Source organism: Paenibacillus allorhizosphaerae (genome assembly GCF_042659105.1).
Classification (GTDB): Bacteria; Bacillota; Bacilli; order Paenibacillales; family NBRC-103111; genus Paenibacillus_G; species Paenibacillus_G allorhizosphaerae.
In genome coordinates, this window is sequence record NZ_JBHSRV010000001.1 from 1,550,464 (window position 1) to 1,568,228 (window position 17,765).

Here is a 17,765-nt window from a genome sequence, read left to right on the forward strand (position 1 = left end):
CTTGCCTGGCCGCAACTCCAATGATAGGGTGTCATGATGAAATCCATATGAAATGTAACTTAAGGGACGATAAAAATTAGCTTAACGGATGCTGAGCGTTTCGCGTAATGCATAAATGCGCAAGCGTTACAAGTCAAAATAAAAAAGCCTGATGGCTCAGGCTTAGCGCAACACTCGGTCGTTTATTTCTGTGATGCGATGTATTGATTAATTTTTTCTTCCGCAACTCTCAAGGCGGTATTTATATCTTGACCGTTCTTAATATATTTTTCATATTCCGGTGTTACGAGACCCGCAGCTTTCGAATAATGAATAGAAAACTCGGGTGCCGGCGCCGGTTTGCTTTTGAAGATGCCGGCCAAATTTTTCCCTTTCAGCTCGGGAACATCCGCTCCAAAGTCTTTCGTGTATTTCGGATCCTTCATCGTCGATACTCTGGCGGTTTTCCGGGCCATGACCGATTGGACCTCATCGGAGAACAATACCTCCATCACCCGCATCTGATCGTCCCGCGACTTGCTCGATTTGAGCGGAATCATCACATGCAGATCGTACATGCCGTACATGTTCGGTTTGTCGCTGAAGCTTGGAAACTGGGCGACATCCCAATTCAAATCGGGTGACTCTTTAAACCGCAAAAATAAATTGACGGTCGGAGCCATCGCGACGTTTTTGTCTTTAACAAATCGGTTCCACGCTGCAGTCCCGCTGTTCACGTATTCGTTGCCCGGCACGGAAAAGATTTGCTTGGCCGTTTCGAATGCGCGTTTAAATTGATCGTTGTTGACCGTCGCTTTGTTGGTCTTGGCGTCGACCGGAACGAGCGACAACGGAAACGCAATACGCTGCCAGCTGTCGATTTCAAGTCCACGGTACTTCGTGCCGCCGTCCGTGCGCGATACGAGCTTGGCCAATTCGATCGCATTCTCCCAAGTCATCCCGTCTTTCGGGTAGGGAACGCCGAATTTATCGAAAATATCCTTGTTGTAATAAAGCGCATTCAAATTAATCGCATAAGGCAGCGCGTAAAGCTCGCCTTTATCGGAGACGGCCTTGATGGCATTGAGCGCCCCCTCGTCGAAACGGTTTAAATCGAAGTTACTCTGCTTCGCAAGCGGCGTCAAATCCACAAAAGCGTTCAAATCTTTATAAAAAGACAAGCCTCCGTTCCAGGTGATAAAGAAGTCTGCGGGCTCTCCGGCCGCAACGAGCTGCGGCAAATCGTTCTTGGTGATTACATTTTCCACGGTGATATGAGGATACTTCTTCTTCACGGGGTCTGCGAGCAAATCTTTAAAATCTTGATCGCTCAAATAGTTCCCGCTCTGGTAAAACTTCAAAGTGACCGGCTCCAGCGGCTTTTGCTGGACTTTCACATTTTCGCCAGGCCCTGCATCATTCCCGCATCCTGCTAAAAGCACCGGCAAAAGCATACAGCTTACAGAGATTATCGCAATTTTCCCCATCTTGACCCTCCATGTTTACAGCTGAATTATGTTGCCGTATATGACGGCTGCATGCATGTTCATTGCCGGAATCTTACGATTACCCCGTCGGAATGGTATTCTTCCTGTAGCGCGCTCACTTAGTAACAATCCGACGCGGTCCCCATAGTGCCGGCTGATTTCCCCGTTTGTCACACTTCATCCGAAATAGCCCATCGAACAATTCACCGAGACTGATTTGTCGGCACTTGCATTGGATCGTTATTTACCAGATTACGATTAGGCATCACCTTCCATACTATCGCTGTCATTGTCGTTGTCATTATGACTTTTTCAATCAGAAAACTGATTATGACTTTCATTTTATGCTTATTTCTATCTTAATCGATCGCCATTTTTGCGTCAATCCACTTTCTTCCTATATAAATATAAAGTTTTGCTGCTTGACTCGCGCATGGTTTTACCCCTTGGTTAAAAACAATAAAACCCCCCACTCCACAATCCATGTGAAATGGGAGGTATCGCGATATTTCAATCCACATATACTTGTATTTTTTGAACCGCATTGTAACCGTACCCTTTTTTGTTCCAATCGGCCGTTTCCGGTTGTGCATACCCTGCAGCATCTACAGCTCGAACACGGATCTCGTAAGTTCCGGATTTCGTTACCGTCCATTTTAAGCACCAACGTCTCCAAGAATAAGGCTCATGAGGGTCTAACCAAGATGCAGGCTGCCATGTCACCCCGTGATCCGTGCTGATCTCAACAAGAACAACCGGATATGTTCCCGAGATTGCCGTACCGACCAGCCAATGCTCACCTTTAGCTAACACTTCCTGGTCAGTGGGCCGTGCCATCGTCGAGTTAAGACGAATTGTCGTTACCGGCTCCGTAAACGGGGCAAGCGAGTGATTGCGCTCATATACATAATCTATGGTCTGAAAAGGGCCATGGAACGGCTGGTCAATCACCTTAATACGGTGCAGCCATTTGACGGAAGCCATCCCGTACCAGCCTGGTACAATGAGTCTGGCTGGAAAACCGTGCTGATCGGGCAGCGGCTTGCCATTCATGTAAAGAGCGATGAGAATATTAGGATGTAAAGCTTCTTTTATCGGTAAACTTCGGATATAGGCAAACTCCCCGGGCATATCGGTTCTTGTTCCCTTATCCATCCCTTCAAAAGTTACTTCCATCGCATTCATTTGAACGCCGGCAAAGGACAGCACATCAACAAGACGTACTCCTGTCCAAATAGCGTGGCTGCTCGCACCTGATTCCCACTGCTCGCCGCGCACTTTCGGATGAAAAAAGGCCCGCTTGTCTCCCGCGCATTCAAGCGTTACCGGGATCGAAACCTGATGCATTCGATTAAGATCCTGATAGCGCAAATAAATCGGTCTATCCACCAAACCTTCTATTTGCAACTCCCAAGTCCGCACATCCACACCCGGATATGGAAAATGATTTCGGATATAAAACAGATGGTCCGGGGTAATTCGACTGGATAACGATAACATCGGGAACTCCTGGTTTTCAGGTATGAGCTTTCGCGTAATCAAATGAGGCGAACTCCACAAGAGTATCATCCTTTCGCAAGAAAATTCTTACTATAAGGTATGGTCCTATTGTTGAATTCAGTTTTAGCAATCGTAATTTATTTACGATTTAACAATGCGTAAAGCACATGCCGCTTTTCCATTTCTATTGCGGCGATCTTGATCAACCGACTCCCTTCGTCGGGCTTTTCTTTCTTGAAAAACCGTTTGACATCTCCGTAATAGGATGCGGAAAAAGCAAATCGATATAAAGAACTCGTCTTTGATCCCACCGGCCCAACCGTTCCATCCGTTTCGTGATTAATTTGCGCGCATCACGTACCGGTATGTCGTAAGCCAGATTGTCGAGGTCCAGTATATATACGCCCTGCTTCGTCAGCAGCGCATTGCCTTTGCCGTAATCTTGATGACATAAGGGACCGTATTGGCCAATGGACTGGACCCACTGGGAATAACAAGACTGCTCCAGCCATTGAATGGCCTGGTCGGCCATCGAGATCATGCCGCCCGCCGTGTTCCAATACGACCGGTGAAAGGCGCTTGTCTCCCGCTTCGACTCGTTTCTCCACTGCGTGAGCTCGTCACGCATTTTGCGATAATGGCGGAGCCATTCTCCCATACGATCATACATCTGACCGTCAGCGGGAGGCATGAACCCGACAGAAGCGTTATGGAATTGCGCGAGCCCTTTCAGCCCGGTATAAAGATCCGGCGCTTCATCCATGAACAGATCGCTACCTTCGATCCACATATAGAGAACGAGCGCGTACCCGTCGTGAACGAAATAAAGACGGTCATCCTTGGTCCGAACAATATCCGCCACAAGCGCTCCTTTCCCATGAAGATAAACTTGTACCGCCGTCGATTTGCGAATTCGCTTCAGGCACCATGTTCCTTGGGACATATGCACCTTCCAAACGGACTTGATGCCTCCGGTCTGGATGACTTCCGCTTTGTCGACGGCAAGCTGCGGGTAATGCTCGGCCAGCAGCCGCATTCCGAGTTCACGCTCTTCCGTATCGGCATGATGCTTCATGTCTTGATCACCTCGTCGAGACGAGCGAGGAACGACTCCAGAACGGTATTTTTGCTGGCAATCGCCGAATCTGTAAGTCTAGCGCCCCGAAAAAACAAGAAACAAGCGGGTCCATAAGGCAACATAATCTGCTCGGGGATCTCCCGTTTCGTTATTTGCAAAATCTTCCACAACCAAGGGAGCATCGATACGCAGAGGACTTGCCGTTCAGCGCGCAAGCACGGCTTTGCATCTCTCATAAATTTCGGATGGCCGGAACGGGCTTCCGTCAAATTTCAATTCGCTGACAATTCGATCCGTCTTTCCGTAATGCAGTTGCAGAAGCGATGCGAGCTGGCCGGTTGCGTTATGCTCGAAGACGATGATTTTGCCCGCTCCGTCCAGATAAGGAGCTAATACATCCATGGGCAGCGGTTGGATTAACCGGATCGTTAATTGATTGACTGCGATGCCTTCCCGGGCCAGCAGCTCCCGCACCTCCGCGATCGCCCCTCCGGTCGAGCCCATCCCCATAAGGACAATACTGGTATCGGGATCGGCCGTTGCGGCATGAAACGGATCGTTGATCTTCAAACGGTCCAGCTTTCTCAACCGTTTGTCCATCATGGCTTGCCGGTTGTGCGGGTCTTCCGATGCCCATCCCGATTCATTATGCTCTACGCCGGTAACCGAATGCATGCCGTTCTTCGTGCCGGGCAGCACTCTTGGAGATACCCCGTCGTCCGTAATGGCGTAGCGTTTAAATGGCATGGCCTCTTTCGCTGAAGGCTGTACGCCGAATTGCAGCGCTCCGCGGTCGATGACGATTTCGCTGTACCGGAGCGGTTCGGCCGACTGCTTCCCAAGAGACAGCTGCAAGTCGGTCAATATAATAACAGGGCATTGAAATTGCTCGGCCAGGTTGAACGCAAGCACCATATCGTAAAAACATTCCTCCACCGTACTCGGACAAAGTACGATCTTCTGCGTCTCCCCGTGAGTCCCATACAGGACGGCATTCAAATCGCTCTGCTCGTGCTTGGTCGGAAGTCCCGTACTCGGACCTCCCCGCTGCGTATCGACGATGACAACCGGCGTTTCCGTCATCCCGGCCAGACCGATGCCTTCCATCATGAGCGATAATCCAGGCCCCGAAGAAGCGGTGAACGCTCGTACGCCGCCGTAATTGGCCCCGATCGCCATCATCAGCGCCGCAATCTCATCTTCGGTCTGGATGACCGTGCCGCCGAGCTGAGGCAACCGCGGTATCAAATATTCCATAATTTCCGAGGCGGGCGTTATCGGATAAGCTGCCATAAACCGACAACCTGCGGCGATCGCCCCAAGCCCGATCGCATCATTGCCGATCATGAACCATTTTTGCCCTCCGTCGGCCGGGTGCAGCCGGAGCTCCTCGTTCGGCGCGCCAAAGCGCTCGTATATATACTGCGCTCCGCGGGACAGCGCCAGTTTGTTTTTCTCTACGATCTCGATGCCTTTGCGCAGCCATTCTTTTTCCGCCACTTCGTGAAATGTCTCGATCGGCAGTCCGAGCAATGCTGCCGAAGCGCCGACGGCGACCATATTTTTCATAAACGCGCTGCCGAGTTCCTCCGCGATCGAGGTGAAAGGAACCGGAATCAGCGTACAGGATAAGCCGTCAGGCAATACCGGCCGCAGCTTGGCGTCTGCAATAATGACGCCTCCGGGGCGCAGCTCGTGCGCATTTAAATCAATCGTCTCTTGATCGAAGGCGACCAGGATGTCCACATGGTCCGCAATAGCACGCAGCGGTTTGGTGCTGATACGAATTTGGTTGTTCGTATGCCCCCCCATAATTCGTGACGAAAATACGCGATAGCCGTATAAATAATAGCCGAGCCGGCATAGACCGCCCGCGAAAATAAGTTCCGTGCTTTCCAGCTTCTCTCCTTGCTGTCCCCCGACTTTCCAAGAAAGGTCATGCATCGTTGTCACCCGCTCCTTTTCCTAGTTATCGCTATCATTCTATTCTCCCTTTGGAAAATTTTCTAAAACCGTTTTTCGATCAAATTGTTCTCAAAAAGTTATGATTTCATTATAAATAAATAACTATTTGAGAACGGTTAACACGCAAAAAAAATAAGCAGGCTGCCGTGCCTGCTTAAACCGGTTAAGCTGGCAGCAGCAATACCTGCTTGCTGTAAGATGTATGATTGCCAATCGGCCCGTTACTTCTTCTGCGCTGCTTTCAGCGCAAGCATACGGGAGAGCAGCACGGCTGCCTGCGCGCGGCCCACCGGTTCGGCCGCATTCCATTGCTTGGAAGCGTCGCCGCCTTCAAGACCCGCGGACAGCTTGGCCGTCACCGCTTCTTTGTCGGCATCGCCCGTCTTGAGCGCGCTAAGCACCATCGCCAGCGCCGTCTCGCCGGTCACCTCGCTGTCCGGCGCAAAGCTGCCGCCTTCGCCGTCCATCAGCTTCTGATTGTAGGCGGTGCGTACAAAATCATAATACCAAGCGGCCGGCGTCAAATCGTCGAACGGCAGCAAGTTTTTGTCGTCGGATTTGAGCTCAAGCGCGGATACGACCATTTTGGCCAGCTCCGCCCGCGTCACCGCTTCATCGGGACTGAACGCTTTGTCGGATTTCCCGTTTACGACCGACTTGCCGATCAGCTCCTCGATCTCGGCATTCGCCCAGTGCCCTTGCGTATCCGCAAACGTCTTCTGGCTAATGCGCTTTTCGGCTGCATACTTGATCGGTTCCTTAAACGATTTGATGTAGTTCAGGGTTCCTTCCAAATCTTCCGGTCCGTTCACGACATTTTTGCCGTACTTGTTCAGCAGTCCTTTCGCGCCGGTTTGACCGTACATGAAGTTGTTGACAACGACCGTATACTCTTTGTTCTTATCGAACTTCGTTCCGTCGGCCGGGATGATGTCGACCACTTTGTTCGTCAAGCCGTTCCACGTATAGGAGAAGCCGCCGACGCTGTAATCGGGACCGTACTTTTGCGTAATTTGGTTGTTCAAAATTTCCTCGAACTGCGCACCGGTAACGTTCACCTTCACCAGCGTGTTGCCGAACGGCTGGATGTTGAACGCTTCGCCCCACGTAATGTCGCCCTCGCTCAGGTTATCACGGATGCCTCCGCCGTTCATCAGCGCGAAGTCGCTGTTCATCTCGTAACGCATGCCGTCCGCGATCAGGTTGCCGAGCGCATTGTCGCCGGTCGCGCCCTTCACGCCGTAACCTCCCGGCATCGCCACAGCGGCTTTACCGACGACTTCCTCCAGCTTGACCCTGACCTGGTCGCCGTATTTTTTCAGAATCGCCGCCACCTCCGGGTCCGGCTGCACGTCGGCCTGCACAACATCTACGATTTGCGCCGATTTTTTTACGATATCGCCGGTTTTCCTATCGATGTCGAGATCGATGTCGACGAACGCTTTGCTGTATTCCCAAGCTTGCACAATCAGCTTGTCGTTCACAAGGCCGTTCAGCTTCACATGGTTATGCGCCGCATAAATCACATCGACGGCCGGATCCGTTTTCTTCGCGATGTCGGCGATTTCGCCGGTGACGGTGTCTTCTTTTTGTTCGCCGGCCACGTGCGCAAGCACGACGATCGCCTCGACGCCTTTCGCGCGGATTTCCGGCACATATGTATTAATCGCTTCCGACTCGTCGGTAAATTTCACGCCATTGGTCGCTCCGGCCACGACGATGCCCGGTACGGATCGGGTTACGACGCCGATGAAAGCGATCTTGACGCCGCCGGTTTCGATGATCGTATATGGATCGAGCAGCGGCTTGCCGGTCGATTCGTCGATGACGTTCGCTGCGACTAGAGGGAAGCCCATACCTTTGAAGCCTTTCGTCCCCTTCGGATGGTCGCCGCCCTTGATCATGCGCATCAGCTCGGGAACGCCTTCGTCGAACTCGTGATTGCCGAGCGTGCCGACGGCAAAGCCGATATTTTGCATGACCTCAACGGTCGGTTCGTCCTGGAGCAGCGCCGACAGCGGCGGGCTTCCTCCGACCATATCCCCGGAGTGCATAATGATCGTGTTCTTCTCTTGCGCTTTGCGCGCTTTCAATAAGGCCGCCGCATAATCGATCCGTCCGATCTTGACGTCCATCACGCCATTGATCATGTCCTTGTACTCTTGATCGATTTTGCCGTGAAGATCGTTCATGCCGAGCAGCTGTACATGTACGGCGCCCGCCTCTTCCGCATGCGCGAGCGGAGACAGCAGTCCGAACAGAAGCGTTCCTGCAGCGACGGTGCTGATCCAACGCTTTTTCATAATGGATCGTCCTCTCCCGAGTATGTGTATTTCGCTTCGAATCTATGAAACTGTCGTTTCATAGAATCCAAGAGCGACAAAAGTATCTTATCACAGGCGCGGACGCAATTGATCAACGGATTATTAAAATTTGGTCAAGTCCCGTTAACTCACGGAGTAATGCAATATGCGACAAATTGACTATATTCATTTTTTCCATTGAAGCGGAACCTGCGTGTCGATTATTGTTGGATAGCTGTCATTTTTTAGTGAATCATTTGAAAAAATGGTTGCACGAACATATGTTTCATTGTATGATTAAATTCAATTTATAACTGGATGTTTTTGGAAGGAGCAGCTTGCATGACGCTAATAAAAGTGGATCAATTGACCAAAGTGTTTCAAAGACAGCAGAAGAGCGCGGGGATCACAGGCACGATCAAAGATTTGTTTTACCGCAAGTACACGGACAAAGTCGCGGTCGACAACATTTCCTTTGAGATCGGCCGCGGCGAGATTGTCGGATATATCGGACCGAACGGCGCGGGCAAATCGACGACGATCAAGATGCTTTCCGGCATTCTCGTGCCGACCGCCGGAGTCGTGGAAGTCGGCGGGATCGTGCCTTACAGGAACCGCAAGGAATACTCCCGCCGCATCGGCGTCGTTTTCGGCCAGCGGACGCAGCTCTGGTGGGATATCCCGGTTTCCGAATCGTTCCGGCTTATGAAATACATGTACAAAATATCGGATGAGGAGTACAAGCGCAGCATCGACTTGTTCTCGGACATCCTGGACATCGATGAATTCATGAACGCTCCGGTGAGGCAGCTCAGCCTCGGCCAGCGGATGCGCGCCGATTTGTGCGCCGCCCTGCTGCACAATCCGGACATCTTGTATTTGGATGAACCGACGATCGGTTTGGATGTCGTCGTGAAGGAAAACATTCGCGAATTCATCAAGCAGGTCAATTTGGAACGCAAAACAACCGTCATCTTAACGACGCACGATATGTCCGACATCGAGAAGCTGTGCTCGAGGGTTATCGTCATCGACCGCGGCAAATTGATGTACGACGGCGTGCTGAACCAGCTCAAAACGATTTACGGCTCCGGCGAAACGATGGTCGTGGAAACGGCAGACCCCGTTCAACACTGGAACGAGCTCGTGCACCTCGGCATCGACGATTTTACATACGACGGAAAAAGCATCACGGTCAAGTACGACAAGACGGTCGTGAACTCCACCGCCATCCTGAAAGTGCTGATGTCGAAAATTACGATCACCGACTTTGTGGTGCATCCGTGCGAAATCGAGCAGATCATTAGAAAAATGTACGAAAATCCTTTATCCGCCGCCAAAGTCGTTGCCGGTTCGTAGGAGGGCTGCTCTTGAAACTTTATCTCGCTTTTATGACGAACGAATTTCAATCGAATTTAGCTTACAAAACGGACGTGTTCCTGAAAATGTTCGGCCGGGTCATGGGGCTGTTCGTGCAAATCGCGCTGTGGACGGCGCTCTATCACAGCACGGACAGCGCAACCACCGGCATGGGGCAAATCAGCTTGAACGACATGATCAACTATGTGGTCATCAGCACTTGCATATCGGTATTCGTCAACAACGATACGATCTTTCGCATCGGCGATAAAATCCGCTCTGGCGATATCGGCCTGCAGTTGATGAAGCCGATCAGTCTGCAGACGTGCATGCTGTTCCAAGCGATGGGCACCAGCGCTTCGCGGATTTTCTTCGAGCTCACGCCGCTCGTCGTGATCGCGGCAATCTTTTACCCGCTGCATATTCCGCCGGTTCACCTGCTGCTCCTGTTCGCAGTCGCGCTGATTAACGGATTCGTCATTAACTTTTTGCTCGCCTATATTCTCGGCATGGTCGGTTTCTGGTACCTTAACATTTACCATTTGAGCCGACTGCTGTCCGACGTCATCAAAGTGTTCTCCGGCGTCTGGATTCCGCTATGGTTTTTCCCGCAAATCTTGACGCACGTATCGGCGTTCCTGCCGTTTCGCCTCATTTATTTCTCGCCAATCTCGATCTATTTGGGCAAAACCGAATGGTCCGGCGCACTGCTGCTCATTGTCCAGCAGTTCATGTGGATCGGCATCCTTCTTCTCGTCTCGGAGCTTGTATGGAGAAGAGGCATCAGCAAGCTGGTCATCCAGGGAGGTTAACGCATGCATGTGTTGAAACTGTATTCGCAATTTTTGTCCATCTATTTGAAATCAAGGATGGAATACCGTTTCTCGTTTTTCATGGATATATTCATTCAATTTACGACCTACGGTTCGACGTACATGGGGATTTGGATCGTGCTTTCGAAATTCAAAAGCATTGGCGGGTGGAGTTTCTATGAAGTGTTGTTTCTCTACACGCTGAATTTGCTGTCCTACGGCATTTGCAGTTTGTTCGTCTGGTCGCCGATGCGCGCGCTCGAATGGATGGTTCAGCGCGGAGAGTTCGACGGCGTGCTTGTCAAGCCGATGAATCCGCTGGTCCACTTGATCTTCCGGCAATTCAACCAGCATTTCCTCGGGCATATTATTTTGTCGGCCATCGTATTCTCCATTTGCTTTCAGCATCTGCATATCGAATGGACCGTTCTGAATGTATGTTATTTCATCCTGACGATTGCCGGCGCGACGTTCATCCAGGCCGCCTTGCTGATTATTTCCGGGGCGATGAGTTTCTGGTTCGTCAAATCGAATTCGTTTACCGATACGATGATTTACGGTTTTCGCGGCTTCATGGACTATCCGATCTCGATTTATAGCAAGTGGATTCAAATCTTTTTGACGTTTGTGGTCCCGTACGGCTTCGTCAATTTTTATCCATCGCAATATTTTTTGGGTAAAGAAGGAGAAGGCTTGTTCCATTCGTGGTTCCGGTTCGGCACCCCGATCATCGGCATCGTGCTGCTTGTATTGTCGCTGTTTATATGGCACAAAGGCGTTAACCGGTACCAGAGTACTGGATCATAGAATCATGCGCAAAAAAACAGGCGCTTCCGTTAATACAGTGCAATCGTCCGGCATGTTCGACGAGAGCATCGATGCGTGGGGCGCTTTTTGATTTTCAGGCAAGCCCGCTCTCTCATGGTACCGCTGGATTAGCTCCGCCTCGTCCGTTCCGCCCAGTTATGGGAGCATGCGATTCATATTCGAGCAATTGCACCTCGCATTTCTGCTACGATACGACCGTCCACCCGAAAGGCACGCCAGCTCCCGGCTTGTTCCATTCCAGCCTGGCGTTGACTAGCGGCCGTCCGGCCAAAACCATCCCAATAAACGCATTGTAATATTCGGGAACAAGCTTGTTCTCCCGAATGGTTGTCAGATCGACCCATTCCGGGATATGCTTCTCCGGCTCTTTTGTTACGAGATCGCCGAGTACTTGATTCGTATAAAACAGCATCGTCACGGCACATGTATTGTTCGCGTAATTAATGTAAGAAATAACGCCTTTCATGACCGGCTGTTCGACGATCAAGCCGGTTTCCTCGTACATTTCCCGAATGCAAGCCTCCTCCAACGTTTCGTTCAGCTCCAGCCCTCCTCCAGGCGGCGTTAATTGATTGAAGTTGAAATAGCTTGGAATGAGCTTTTTCATTAGAACCACCCCGTTGTCCCGCACCGCTATGCAGGCGACCCTTGTTCTTATTGTCACGGCTCGTCTCCCCTGTTCTTGTTTATGTACAAATTGAAAAACCCCCGTATCATCAAAAAATGACAGGGGGCTGCAGCATAAATCGCCGTATTCTTCCCTCTCATCTTCCAGGCATGCGCCTTGCAGGAATTTGCACCGTTCTTGCTGAGCAAGCCGGTTGCCGCGGTTTCATAGGGCCAGTCCCTCCACCGAACTCTGGATAAGAGATTTTCAATTGTGACAATAGATTAACATACTTTTCCAAAACTTCAACTGAAATTTAATGTCCGGCCGATACGCCCTTCTTATTCTTCGGGACGAACGGAATGCGGTTATAAATGGCGATAATCGCACGAGAAACCGGCTCAAATACCGGGCTCAGCTTGTACACTGCGATGCTGACCACCAAGGAAACAACGATGCTTCCAAGCACGTCGAACGGATAATGGTTACCGACATAGATCCGCGAAAATCCGGTCAAAATCGCCAGCGCCAGCATAAACGAACCGATTCTGCGGTTAAGCAGCAATACGGCGAGCGAAAGCGAGAAGGCGCCGGTCGTATGATCGCTCGGGAAAGATGCGTCGGCGGCATGATCCACCAGAAGTTTCACCGTGTGTGCGACAAACGGCCGCGGTTCGAAATAAATTTGGCCGATAATGAAGTTGATCAGCAATCCCAGCGCGCCGGTAATTGCGGCGAACACAACGGTTCTTTTGGAACGCTCGCTTCCCAGGAACCACATAAGCAGCAGGATAAGTGCGTACATGTACAGCGCTTTTTTCGTAATAAAAATCATGATTGCGTCCAACAATGGACTTTGACCCGCTAAATCATTAATGGATTGGAATAATTCGTAGTTCATCGACCTGTATGACCTCATTTCTATGATATCGAGCACCAACCCATTTTAACATAATCTTTACAATCTTTTCACCTGATGAAATGATTTCGTCGGAAAAAGTCTGAAAGCGCGATTTTTCAACCAAAAGCTGTAGTAATTTGCTGAATCTCCGATGTTAATGTTGTTGTCCGTGAAACAATGCGGCGGAAAACCCCGCTGCCGTCATTCGTTCTTCTCCCGACGGAGATCCGCAATTCGCTCGCGCACCTGTCGTATTTCCTTCATAAGCTCTTGCCGCTCCTTCGGCTGCTCCGGTTCTTGGCTGCCGATGAGTCGAGCGAGACGCAGTTCGAGCTGCCCCAGCTCGTTTTCTTTACGAAGCGCCTCTGCCGTGAACGGTTTGCTCCGATCTTTGGACATGTACTCGTCATACGTTCCGGGAAATGCCTGCGGCGGATGACACCCATCCATGATCACGAGCCGATTCGCCGTTTTACGAACTAAGTAGCGGTCATGCGAAACGAGCAGAAGTGTACCGGGATAATGATGGAGCGCATCTTCCACCCGCTCGCGCGTATCGATATCCAGATAGTTGGTCGGTTCGTCCAGCACAAGCATGTTCGCTCGACCGAACAGCAGCTTCAGGAATGCGACCCGGCATTTCTCCCCCATGCTCAAATGTCCGATTTTCTTGAATACATCGTCGCGCGAAAACAAGAAGCATCCGAGTATGGTCCGTGCCTGCGATTGCGTCATGTCCGGCAGCTTGAGCAAGCTGTTCAGTATCGTTTCCTCCATCTCCAGGTTGCCGAGCTCCTGTGCAAAATAGCCGACGGACAATTGCGGATTCGTCCGCACGTGCCCGGATGCCGGAGACAGCTGACCGGTGACCAGCTTCAGCAGCGTCGACTTGCCTGCACCGTTCGGGCCGATCACCGCGATGCGGTCGCCCCGGTTCACCGTCAGGCTGAACTGCGAGAAGATCGAACGCCCTTCCTCATAAGCAAAGCTTGCGTCTTCCACGCGCAGCAACACGGCTGCGCCGACCGCTTCGCTGTCCAGTTGCATATTCAGTTGCGCCGTTTCGCGCGGCTTGTTCACTTCGTTTAGCTCCAGCCGCTCCAAGGCCGCCTCTTTGGCATGCATCCGGGAAACGTTCTTCTTCGCCTTCGAGCGGTAAAAATCGTTCTGTCCCGCCGCCTTGTGCGATTGCTGAAACCATTGCGCATACTTGCGAATGCTTTCCAGCAGCTTCTCGCGTTCCTGCTGCTGTTTCCTGTACAACGCTTCCTGCGTGCGAAGCTCCAGCTCTTTTTGCGCACGGTAATCGGTATACCCGCCTTCATAGCGCCGGCAGCCGTGCGGCTCCAGCTCGATGATCGCAGTCGCCGTCCGGTCGATGAACGTCCGGTCGTGGGAAACGTACAATACGGTGCCGGGATACGTCCGGACCCACTGCTCCAGCCAATCGAGCGTCTCCGCGTCCAGATGATTCGTCGGTTCGTCGAGCACGATCAATTTCGGTTCGCGCACCATCATGGCGGCCAGCTGCGCTCTTGTCTTTTGCCCGCCGCTTAACCGGTCGAACGACTGGCCCCATACCGACGGCTCCAGCTTCAACTGCTGCAAGCATTTCTCCACCTTCACTTCCCAACCGTAGCCGTCGAGCTGCAAATATTGCGCGTAGGCATCGTTATACTGCGTCATCACCGTTTCCAAATCGCCTTCGGATGCCGCGAGCGGATCGGCGCCGCTATCCGGCGCGCTTTCGGTTTCGACCCGGTCATTCATTCTGACACCGGCCGGTTCGGGTTGCTTGCAATCGTCGTTTTCTCCTCCGGTTTGCCCTCCGCCTGCATCCGCCGTCTCCTTCATCCGTCTTTCCAGCTGCGCAAGCGTATGCTTCAGCCTGAATAGTGCCGGGGACCCGGATTGTACAAATTCGAGTGCCGTGAGTGAGCGGGCGCTTTGGACCTGTTGATCCATCCAGCCCCATTCGTCCAACGGAATCAGCCTCGTGACCCTTCCGCCATCCAATGATATTCGGCCTAGCAGCCCTTGGAGCAGCGTCGTCTTGCCAACGCCGTTGCGTCCGAATAATGCGACGCGTTCACCTGCCTTCACATCGAAGGTCACCTGCTCGAACAGCTTCACGCCGTCCCATTCCTTATGCAAATCTTTCACTTTGAGTACTAGCATAGAAATCCCCCGTTCCGTTTCAATATACAAAAAAACCGCAGCCGGCGGCATACGGTCGAATGGATTGGGGAAATAGAGCGTCGCATGAGCGTGAAAAACCAAAACTGCGGCAGTTGCGTTCACGGTCTGCGATTTACGGTTTTCTGCCTATGCTCGCACGCAAAAAGTCCCCAAACACGACGCACGTATCCCTGACCGGTGTTTTTCCAATGAAAAATACCGCTTGTATGCCGTTGCAACCGAATCGACTGGCTGGCCGATGCCGGATTGCGAACCGTAACAAGTTGTTTCAGGAAACGTGTGCTTAATTCATCGTCGTGGGGTCCTCCGATAATCGTTAACGTATTATTTTGCAAAAAGATATGCAGTAATCCAATAAGGCTAGGATACACCTAAATGGAAAAGCGCAGTCGGTAAAAAACGATTATACAAAAAGTGTCTGCCGTTAGTTCACTATTTGTCCCGGATATTCTTCATTCTCACGTTTTTCCAACGCAAGCCGCTTACTACTGCTTCATGTATCGGGACTCCAGCTTCCGTCCGATCAGCCAGATTACGGCAAGAACGACGATGACGGCCACGGCTTTCCACGGCTTCCGGAACAAACCTTCCAAATCGTATCCCGCTACCGCTACGATCCCGACCATGACCGCTTTACCGAGCATAGTCGCGGTTACAAACGTATGAAGCGGCAGTCTGGATATGCCCGATACAACATTGACGAGCGACGACGGAGTAAACGGGAAACAGCTTAGCACGAAGATCGGGGTGAATCCGTGCGTTTCGACCCAATGGATCAATTTTCTGGAACCGGGATATTTGCGCTCGATCCAGCCGCGCAGCCTGCTGCCGAATTTGCGGGCAAGCAAAAAAACGCTGACGGCGCCGAAAACAATGCCGAGCCATGATAACAATGCGCCGATGATCGGCCCGTATGCATTCACATTGGCAACGATAATGGCAACGAGCGGGAGCACCGGGATAAACGATTCGACCATCGCCGCCGCAACACCGGGAATAGGGCCTAGCGATTCATAATGCTGCAACCAATTTTCAATATCTTCCCATGATAACCGAGATAACAACGAAGTCAACGGCTCACCTCTTCCCAAACTACTATTTACTATATATGGGGTCGTGTCTGAAAGCAAATGCGGTCGACCGTCGGCATCCCATTGGTTCGGTTGCTTTTTTCTCACGATTTGCATGCTTTCCGGGGATTGAAAGCAGCATCCATGAATTGACATTCGAAACAGGACCGTGATAAAGTGACATTGTAATTGAAATTACAATGTTATAGTTTAGGGTGTTTGCTGTTATGAGTAAAAAAACAAAAAAAAGTGTCGTCATTTCCGTAAGGCTGGATGAAACCACCCTCGCGGCTGTTGATCTACTGGTTCATGCCGGTGTCGCTCAAAGCCGTTCCGAGGCCGCTTCGCAGTTCATTGCCATCGGCGTTCAAAATTCCGAAGCGCTGCTGCTGAAAGCGAAAGCGCTCGAAGAAAACGTACGCAAGCTGAAGAACGAAATGCTTGATGCGGTAAAAAGCAAAAACCTGGAAAAGGTCAAGCAACTGCTTGCAATGGACGCAACGCTCAAAAACGCAGCTTCGGAGGATGGCCAGACCGCTGTATTGACGGCGGCTTACTACCGCGCGAATGAAATTAAAGAGCTGCTTCTGCGTAGTGGTGCCGAACTTAATGTATTCGAAGCGGCAGCCATAGGCAACAAGGCCAGAGTTCAAGAAATTGCAGAGGAAAGCCCTTGGCTGATCAACAGCCACAGTTTCGACGGCTATACGCCTCTGGGTCTTGCCGCTCATTTCGGCCACGAGGAGACAGCGGCTTACTTGCTCGATGCCGGGGCCGATATTGACCTTCGAAGCCGGGACGGGAAGCTGAACAATATGCCCCTGCATGCCTCTATTGCCGGCAACCATCCGCTGCTGACGAAGCTGCTGCTGGAGCGCGGCGCCGATCCCGACTCCCGGTGCGAAGGCGAAGTCCGCCGAGGCTTCACCCCTCTGCATGTTGCCGCGCATTTCAACCGGCTGGAGGCGGCCAAGCTGCTGCTGGAGCATGGCGCCGACCCGTTCTTGCGCAATAGCGATGCGTTAACGGCTGCGGAATATGCGCACGCGAAAGGAAATACCGAATTCACGGAAGTCATGGCAAGCTGCGTCCGCTCCGGGCATTCAGCGGAAACGCAAGAACCTGGAGCGGAAGCTCCATAATCGGAAAGGGGAACGTTCCATGTCAGGTACACTGCAAGCCGAACTTGTCAAACAATTTGTGTATAACGCCCACAGCAGCCTCGACAAAGTAACCGAAATGCTGGAAAAGGAACCGGGACTGCTGAATGCCGCGTGGGATTGGGGGAACGGAGATTGGGAAACCGCACTCGGTGCCGCGGCGCATATGGGCAGACGGGACATTGCGCTTTATTTGCTCGATAAAGGCGCAAGAATCGATGTATTCGCGTCTGCCATGCTCGGCAAGCTGGAGATCGTCAAGGCCGTTCTTGCGGATCGCCCGCAAGTGATTCATGCGCCGGGTCCGCATACGATATCGCTCCTGGCCCATGCCAAAGCCGGCGGTGACGACGCGGCCGAAGTCGTCCGTTATCTGGAAGCATTCCCATCCTAGCCACCACACACAATGACCGGGAGGTTGGCGCCCCCCGGTCATTGTGTGTGGTGACGATGAATTTTCCGAAGTCTTCATCGCTCACACTCCCTCCGCTCGGTGGCGAATTCCGTTCATTCCTCT

14 protein-coding genes and 1 riboswitch are annotated in these 17,765 nt (G+C 51.7%); of the genes, 5 read left to right on the forward strand and 9 right to left on the reverse strand.

Annotation, left to right across the window (positions count from 1 at the left end):
- Nucleotides 1-182: 182 nt before the first annotated feature.
- The 5 genes from ACFQI7_RS06830 to ACFQI7_RS06850 all read right to left on the reverse strand — a co-directional run bounded on the left by ACFQI7_RS06830 (nucleotide 183) and on the right by ACFQI7_RS06850 (nucleotide 8,312).
- Nucleotides 183-1,376 carry an ABC transporter substrate-binding protein gene (locus ACFQI7_RS06830; RefSeq protein WP_218098517.1) on the reverse strand — a complete coding sequence of 398 codons (1,194 nt, stop codon included), beginning with the start codon at nucleotides 1,374-1,376 and terminating at the stop codon, nucleotides 183-185.
- A gap of 600 nt (nucleotides 1,377-1,976) precedes the next feature.
- Nucleotides 1,977-2,966 carry a sulfite oxidase gene (locus tag ACFQI7_RS06835; RefSeq protein WP_218098518.1) on the reverse strand — a complete coding sequence of 330 codons (990 nt, stop codon included), beginning with the start codon at nucleotides 2,964-2,966 and terminating at the stop codon, nucleotides 1,977-1,979.
- Between the two features lie 202 nt (nucleotides 2,967-3,168).
- Nucleotides 3,169-4,041 carry a CotS family spore coat protein gene (locus tag ACFQI7_RS06840; protein ID WP_218098519.1) on the reverse strand — a complete coding sequence of 291 codons (873 nt, stop codon included), beginning with the start codon at nucleotides 4,039-4,041 and terminating at the stop codon, nucleotides 3,169-3,171.
- 207 nt (nucleotides 4,042-4,248) lie between these two features.
- Nucleotides 4,249-5,988, reverse strand: coding sequence for a 2-oxoacid:acceptor oxidoreductase subunit alpha (locus ACFQI7_RS06845; protein WP_218098520.1), 1,740 nt, complete (start codon nucleotides 5,986-5,988; stop codon nucleotides 4,249-4,251).
- Between the two features lie 242 nt (nucleotides 5,989-6,230).
- Nucleotides 6,231-8,312 carry a 5'-nucleotidase C-terminal domain-containing protein gene (locus tag ACFQI7_RS06850; protein ID WP_218098521.1) on the reverse strand — a complete coding sequence of 694 codons (2,082 nt, stop codon included), beginning with the start codon at nucleotides 8,310-8,312 and terminating at the stop codon, nucleotides 6,231-6,233.
- 342 nt (nucleotides 8,313-8,654) lie between these two features.
- Between ACFQI7_RS06850 and ACFQI7_RS06855 the strand changes: the two genes are divergently transcribed.
- From ACFQI7_RS06855 to ACFQI7_RS06865, 3 genes are read left to right on the forward strand one after another with little or no spacing between them, the layout of a single operon-like run.
- Entirely contained in the window at nucleotides 8,655-9,671 is a 1,017-nt protein-coding gene (locus tag ACFQI7_RS06855; protein ID WP_218098522.1) for an ABC transporter ATP-binding protein, read from the forward strand.
- A gap of 11 nt (nucleotides 9,672-9,682) precedes the next feature.
- Nucleotides 9,683-10,483, forward strand: a complete 801-nt coding sequence (locus tag ACFQI7_RS06860; RefSeq protein ID WP_218098523.1) for an ABC transporter permease — start codon at nucleotides 9,683-9,685, stop codon at nucleotides 10,481-10,483.
- A 3-nt stretch (nucleotides 10,484-10,486) separates the two neighbouring features.
- Nucleotides 10,487-11,290, forward strand: a complete 804-nt coding sequence (locus tag ACFQI7_RS06865; protein ID WP_218098524.1) for an ABC transporter permease — start codon at nucleotides 10,487-10,489, stop codon at nucleotides 11,288-11,290.
- Nucleotides 11,291-11,495: 205 nt separating this feature from the next.
- Here ACFQI7_RS06865 and ACFQI7_RS06870 read toward each other — a convergent pair whose 3' ends face one another.
- The 4 genes from ACFQI7_RS06870 to ACFQI7_RS06885 all read right to left on the reverse strand — a co-directional run bounded on the left by ACFQI7_RS06870 (nucleotide 11,496) and on the right by ACFQI7_RS06885 (nucleotide 16,091).
- Nucleotides 11,496-11,975 (reverse strand): NUDIX domain-containing protein, encoded by a 480-nt coding sequence (locus tag ACFQI7_RS06870; protein WP_218098525.1) that lies wholly within the window; start codon nucleotides 11,973-11,975, stop codon nucleotides 11,496-11,498.
- Between the two features lie 97 nt (nucleotides 11,976-12,072).
- Nucleotides 12,073-12,181, reverse strand: a riboswitch (SAM riboswitch).
- Between the two features lie 53 nt (nucleotides 12,182-12,234).
- Nucleotides 12,235-12,819 (reverse strand): undecaprenyl-diphosphatase, encoded by a 585-nt coding sequence (locus ACFQI7_RS06875; protein ID WP_218098526.1) that lies wholly within the window; start codon nucleotides 12,817-12,819, stop codon nucleotides 12,235-12,237.
- A 201-nt stretch (nucleotides 12,820-13,020) separates the two neighbouring features.
- On the reverse strand, nucleotides 13,021-14,997 hold the full coding sequence (gene abc-f / locus ACFQI7_RS06880) for a ribosomal protection-like ABC-F family protein (protein WP_218098527.1): 1,977 nt from the start codon (nucleotides 14,995-14,997) through the stop codon (nucleotides 13,021-13,023).
- 506 nt (nucleotides 14,998-15,503) lie between these two features.
- Entirely contained in the window at nucleotides 15,504-16,091 is a 588-nt protein-coding gene (locus ACFQI7_RS06885; protein WP_230414853.1) for a TVP38/TMEM64 family protein, read from the reverse strand.
- A 224-nt stretch (nucleotides 16,092-16,315) separates the two neighbouring features.
- Here ACFQI7_RS06885 and ACFQI7_RS06890 point away from each other — a divergent pair, with 224 nt between their 5' ends.
- Together ACFQI7_RS06890 and ACFQI7_RS06895 are read left to right on the forward strand one after the other, a co-directional pair.
- Nucleotides 16,316-17,230: an ankyrin repeat domain-containing protein gene (locus ACFQI7_RS06890; protein WP_218098528.1), complete on the forward strand. Its 915-nt coding sequence runs from the start codon at nucleotides 16,316-16,318 to the stop codon at nucleotides 17,228-17,230.
- 19 nt (nucleotides 17,231-17,249) lie between these two features.
- Nucleotides 17,250-17,642, forward strand: a complete 393-nt coding sequence (locus ACFQI7_RS06895; protein WP_218098529.1) for an ankyrin repeat domain-containing protein — start codon at nucleotides 17,250-17,252, stop codon at nucleotides 17,640-17,642.
- Nucleotides 17,643-17,765: the final 123 nt, after the last annotated feature.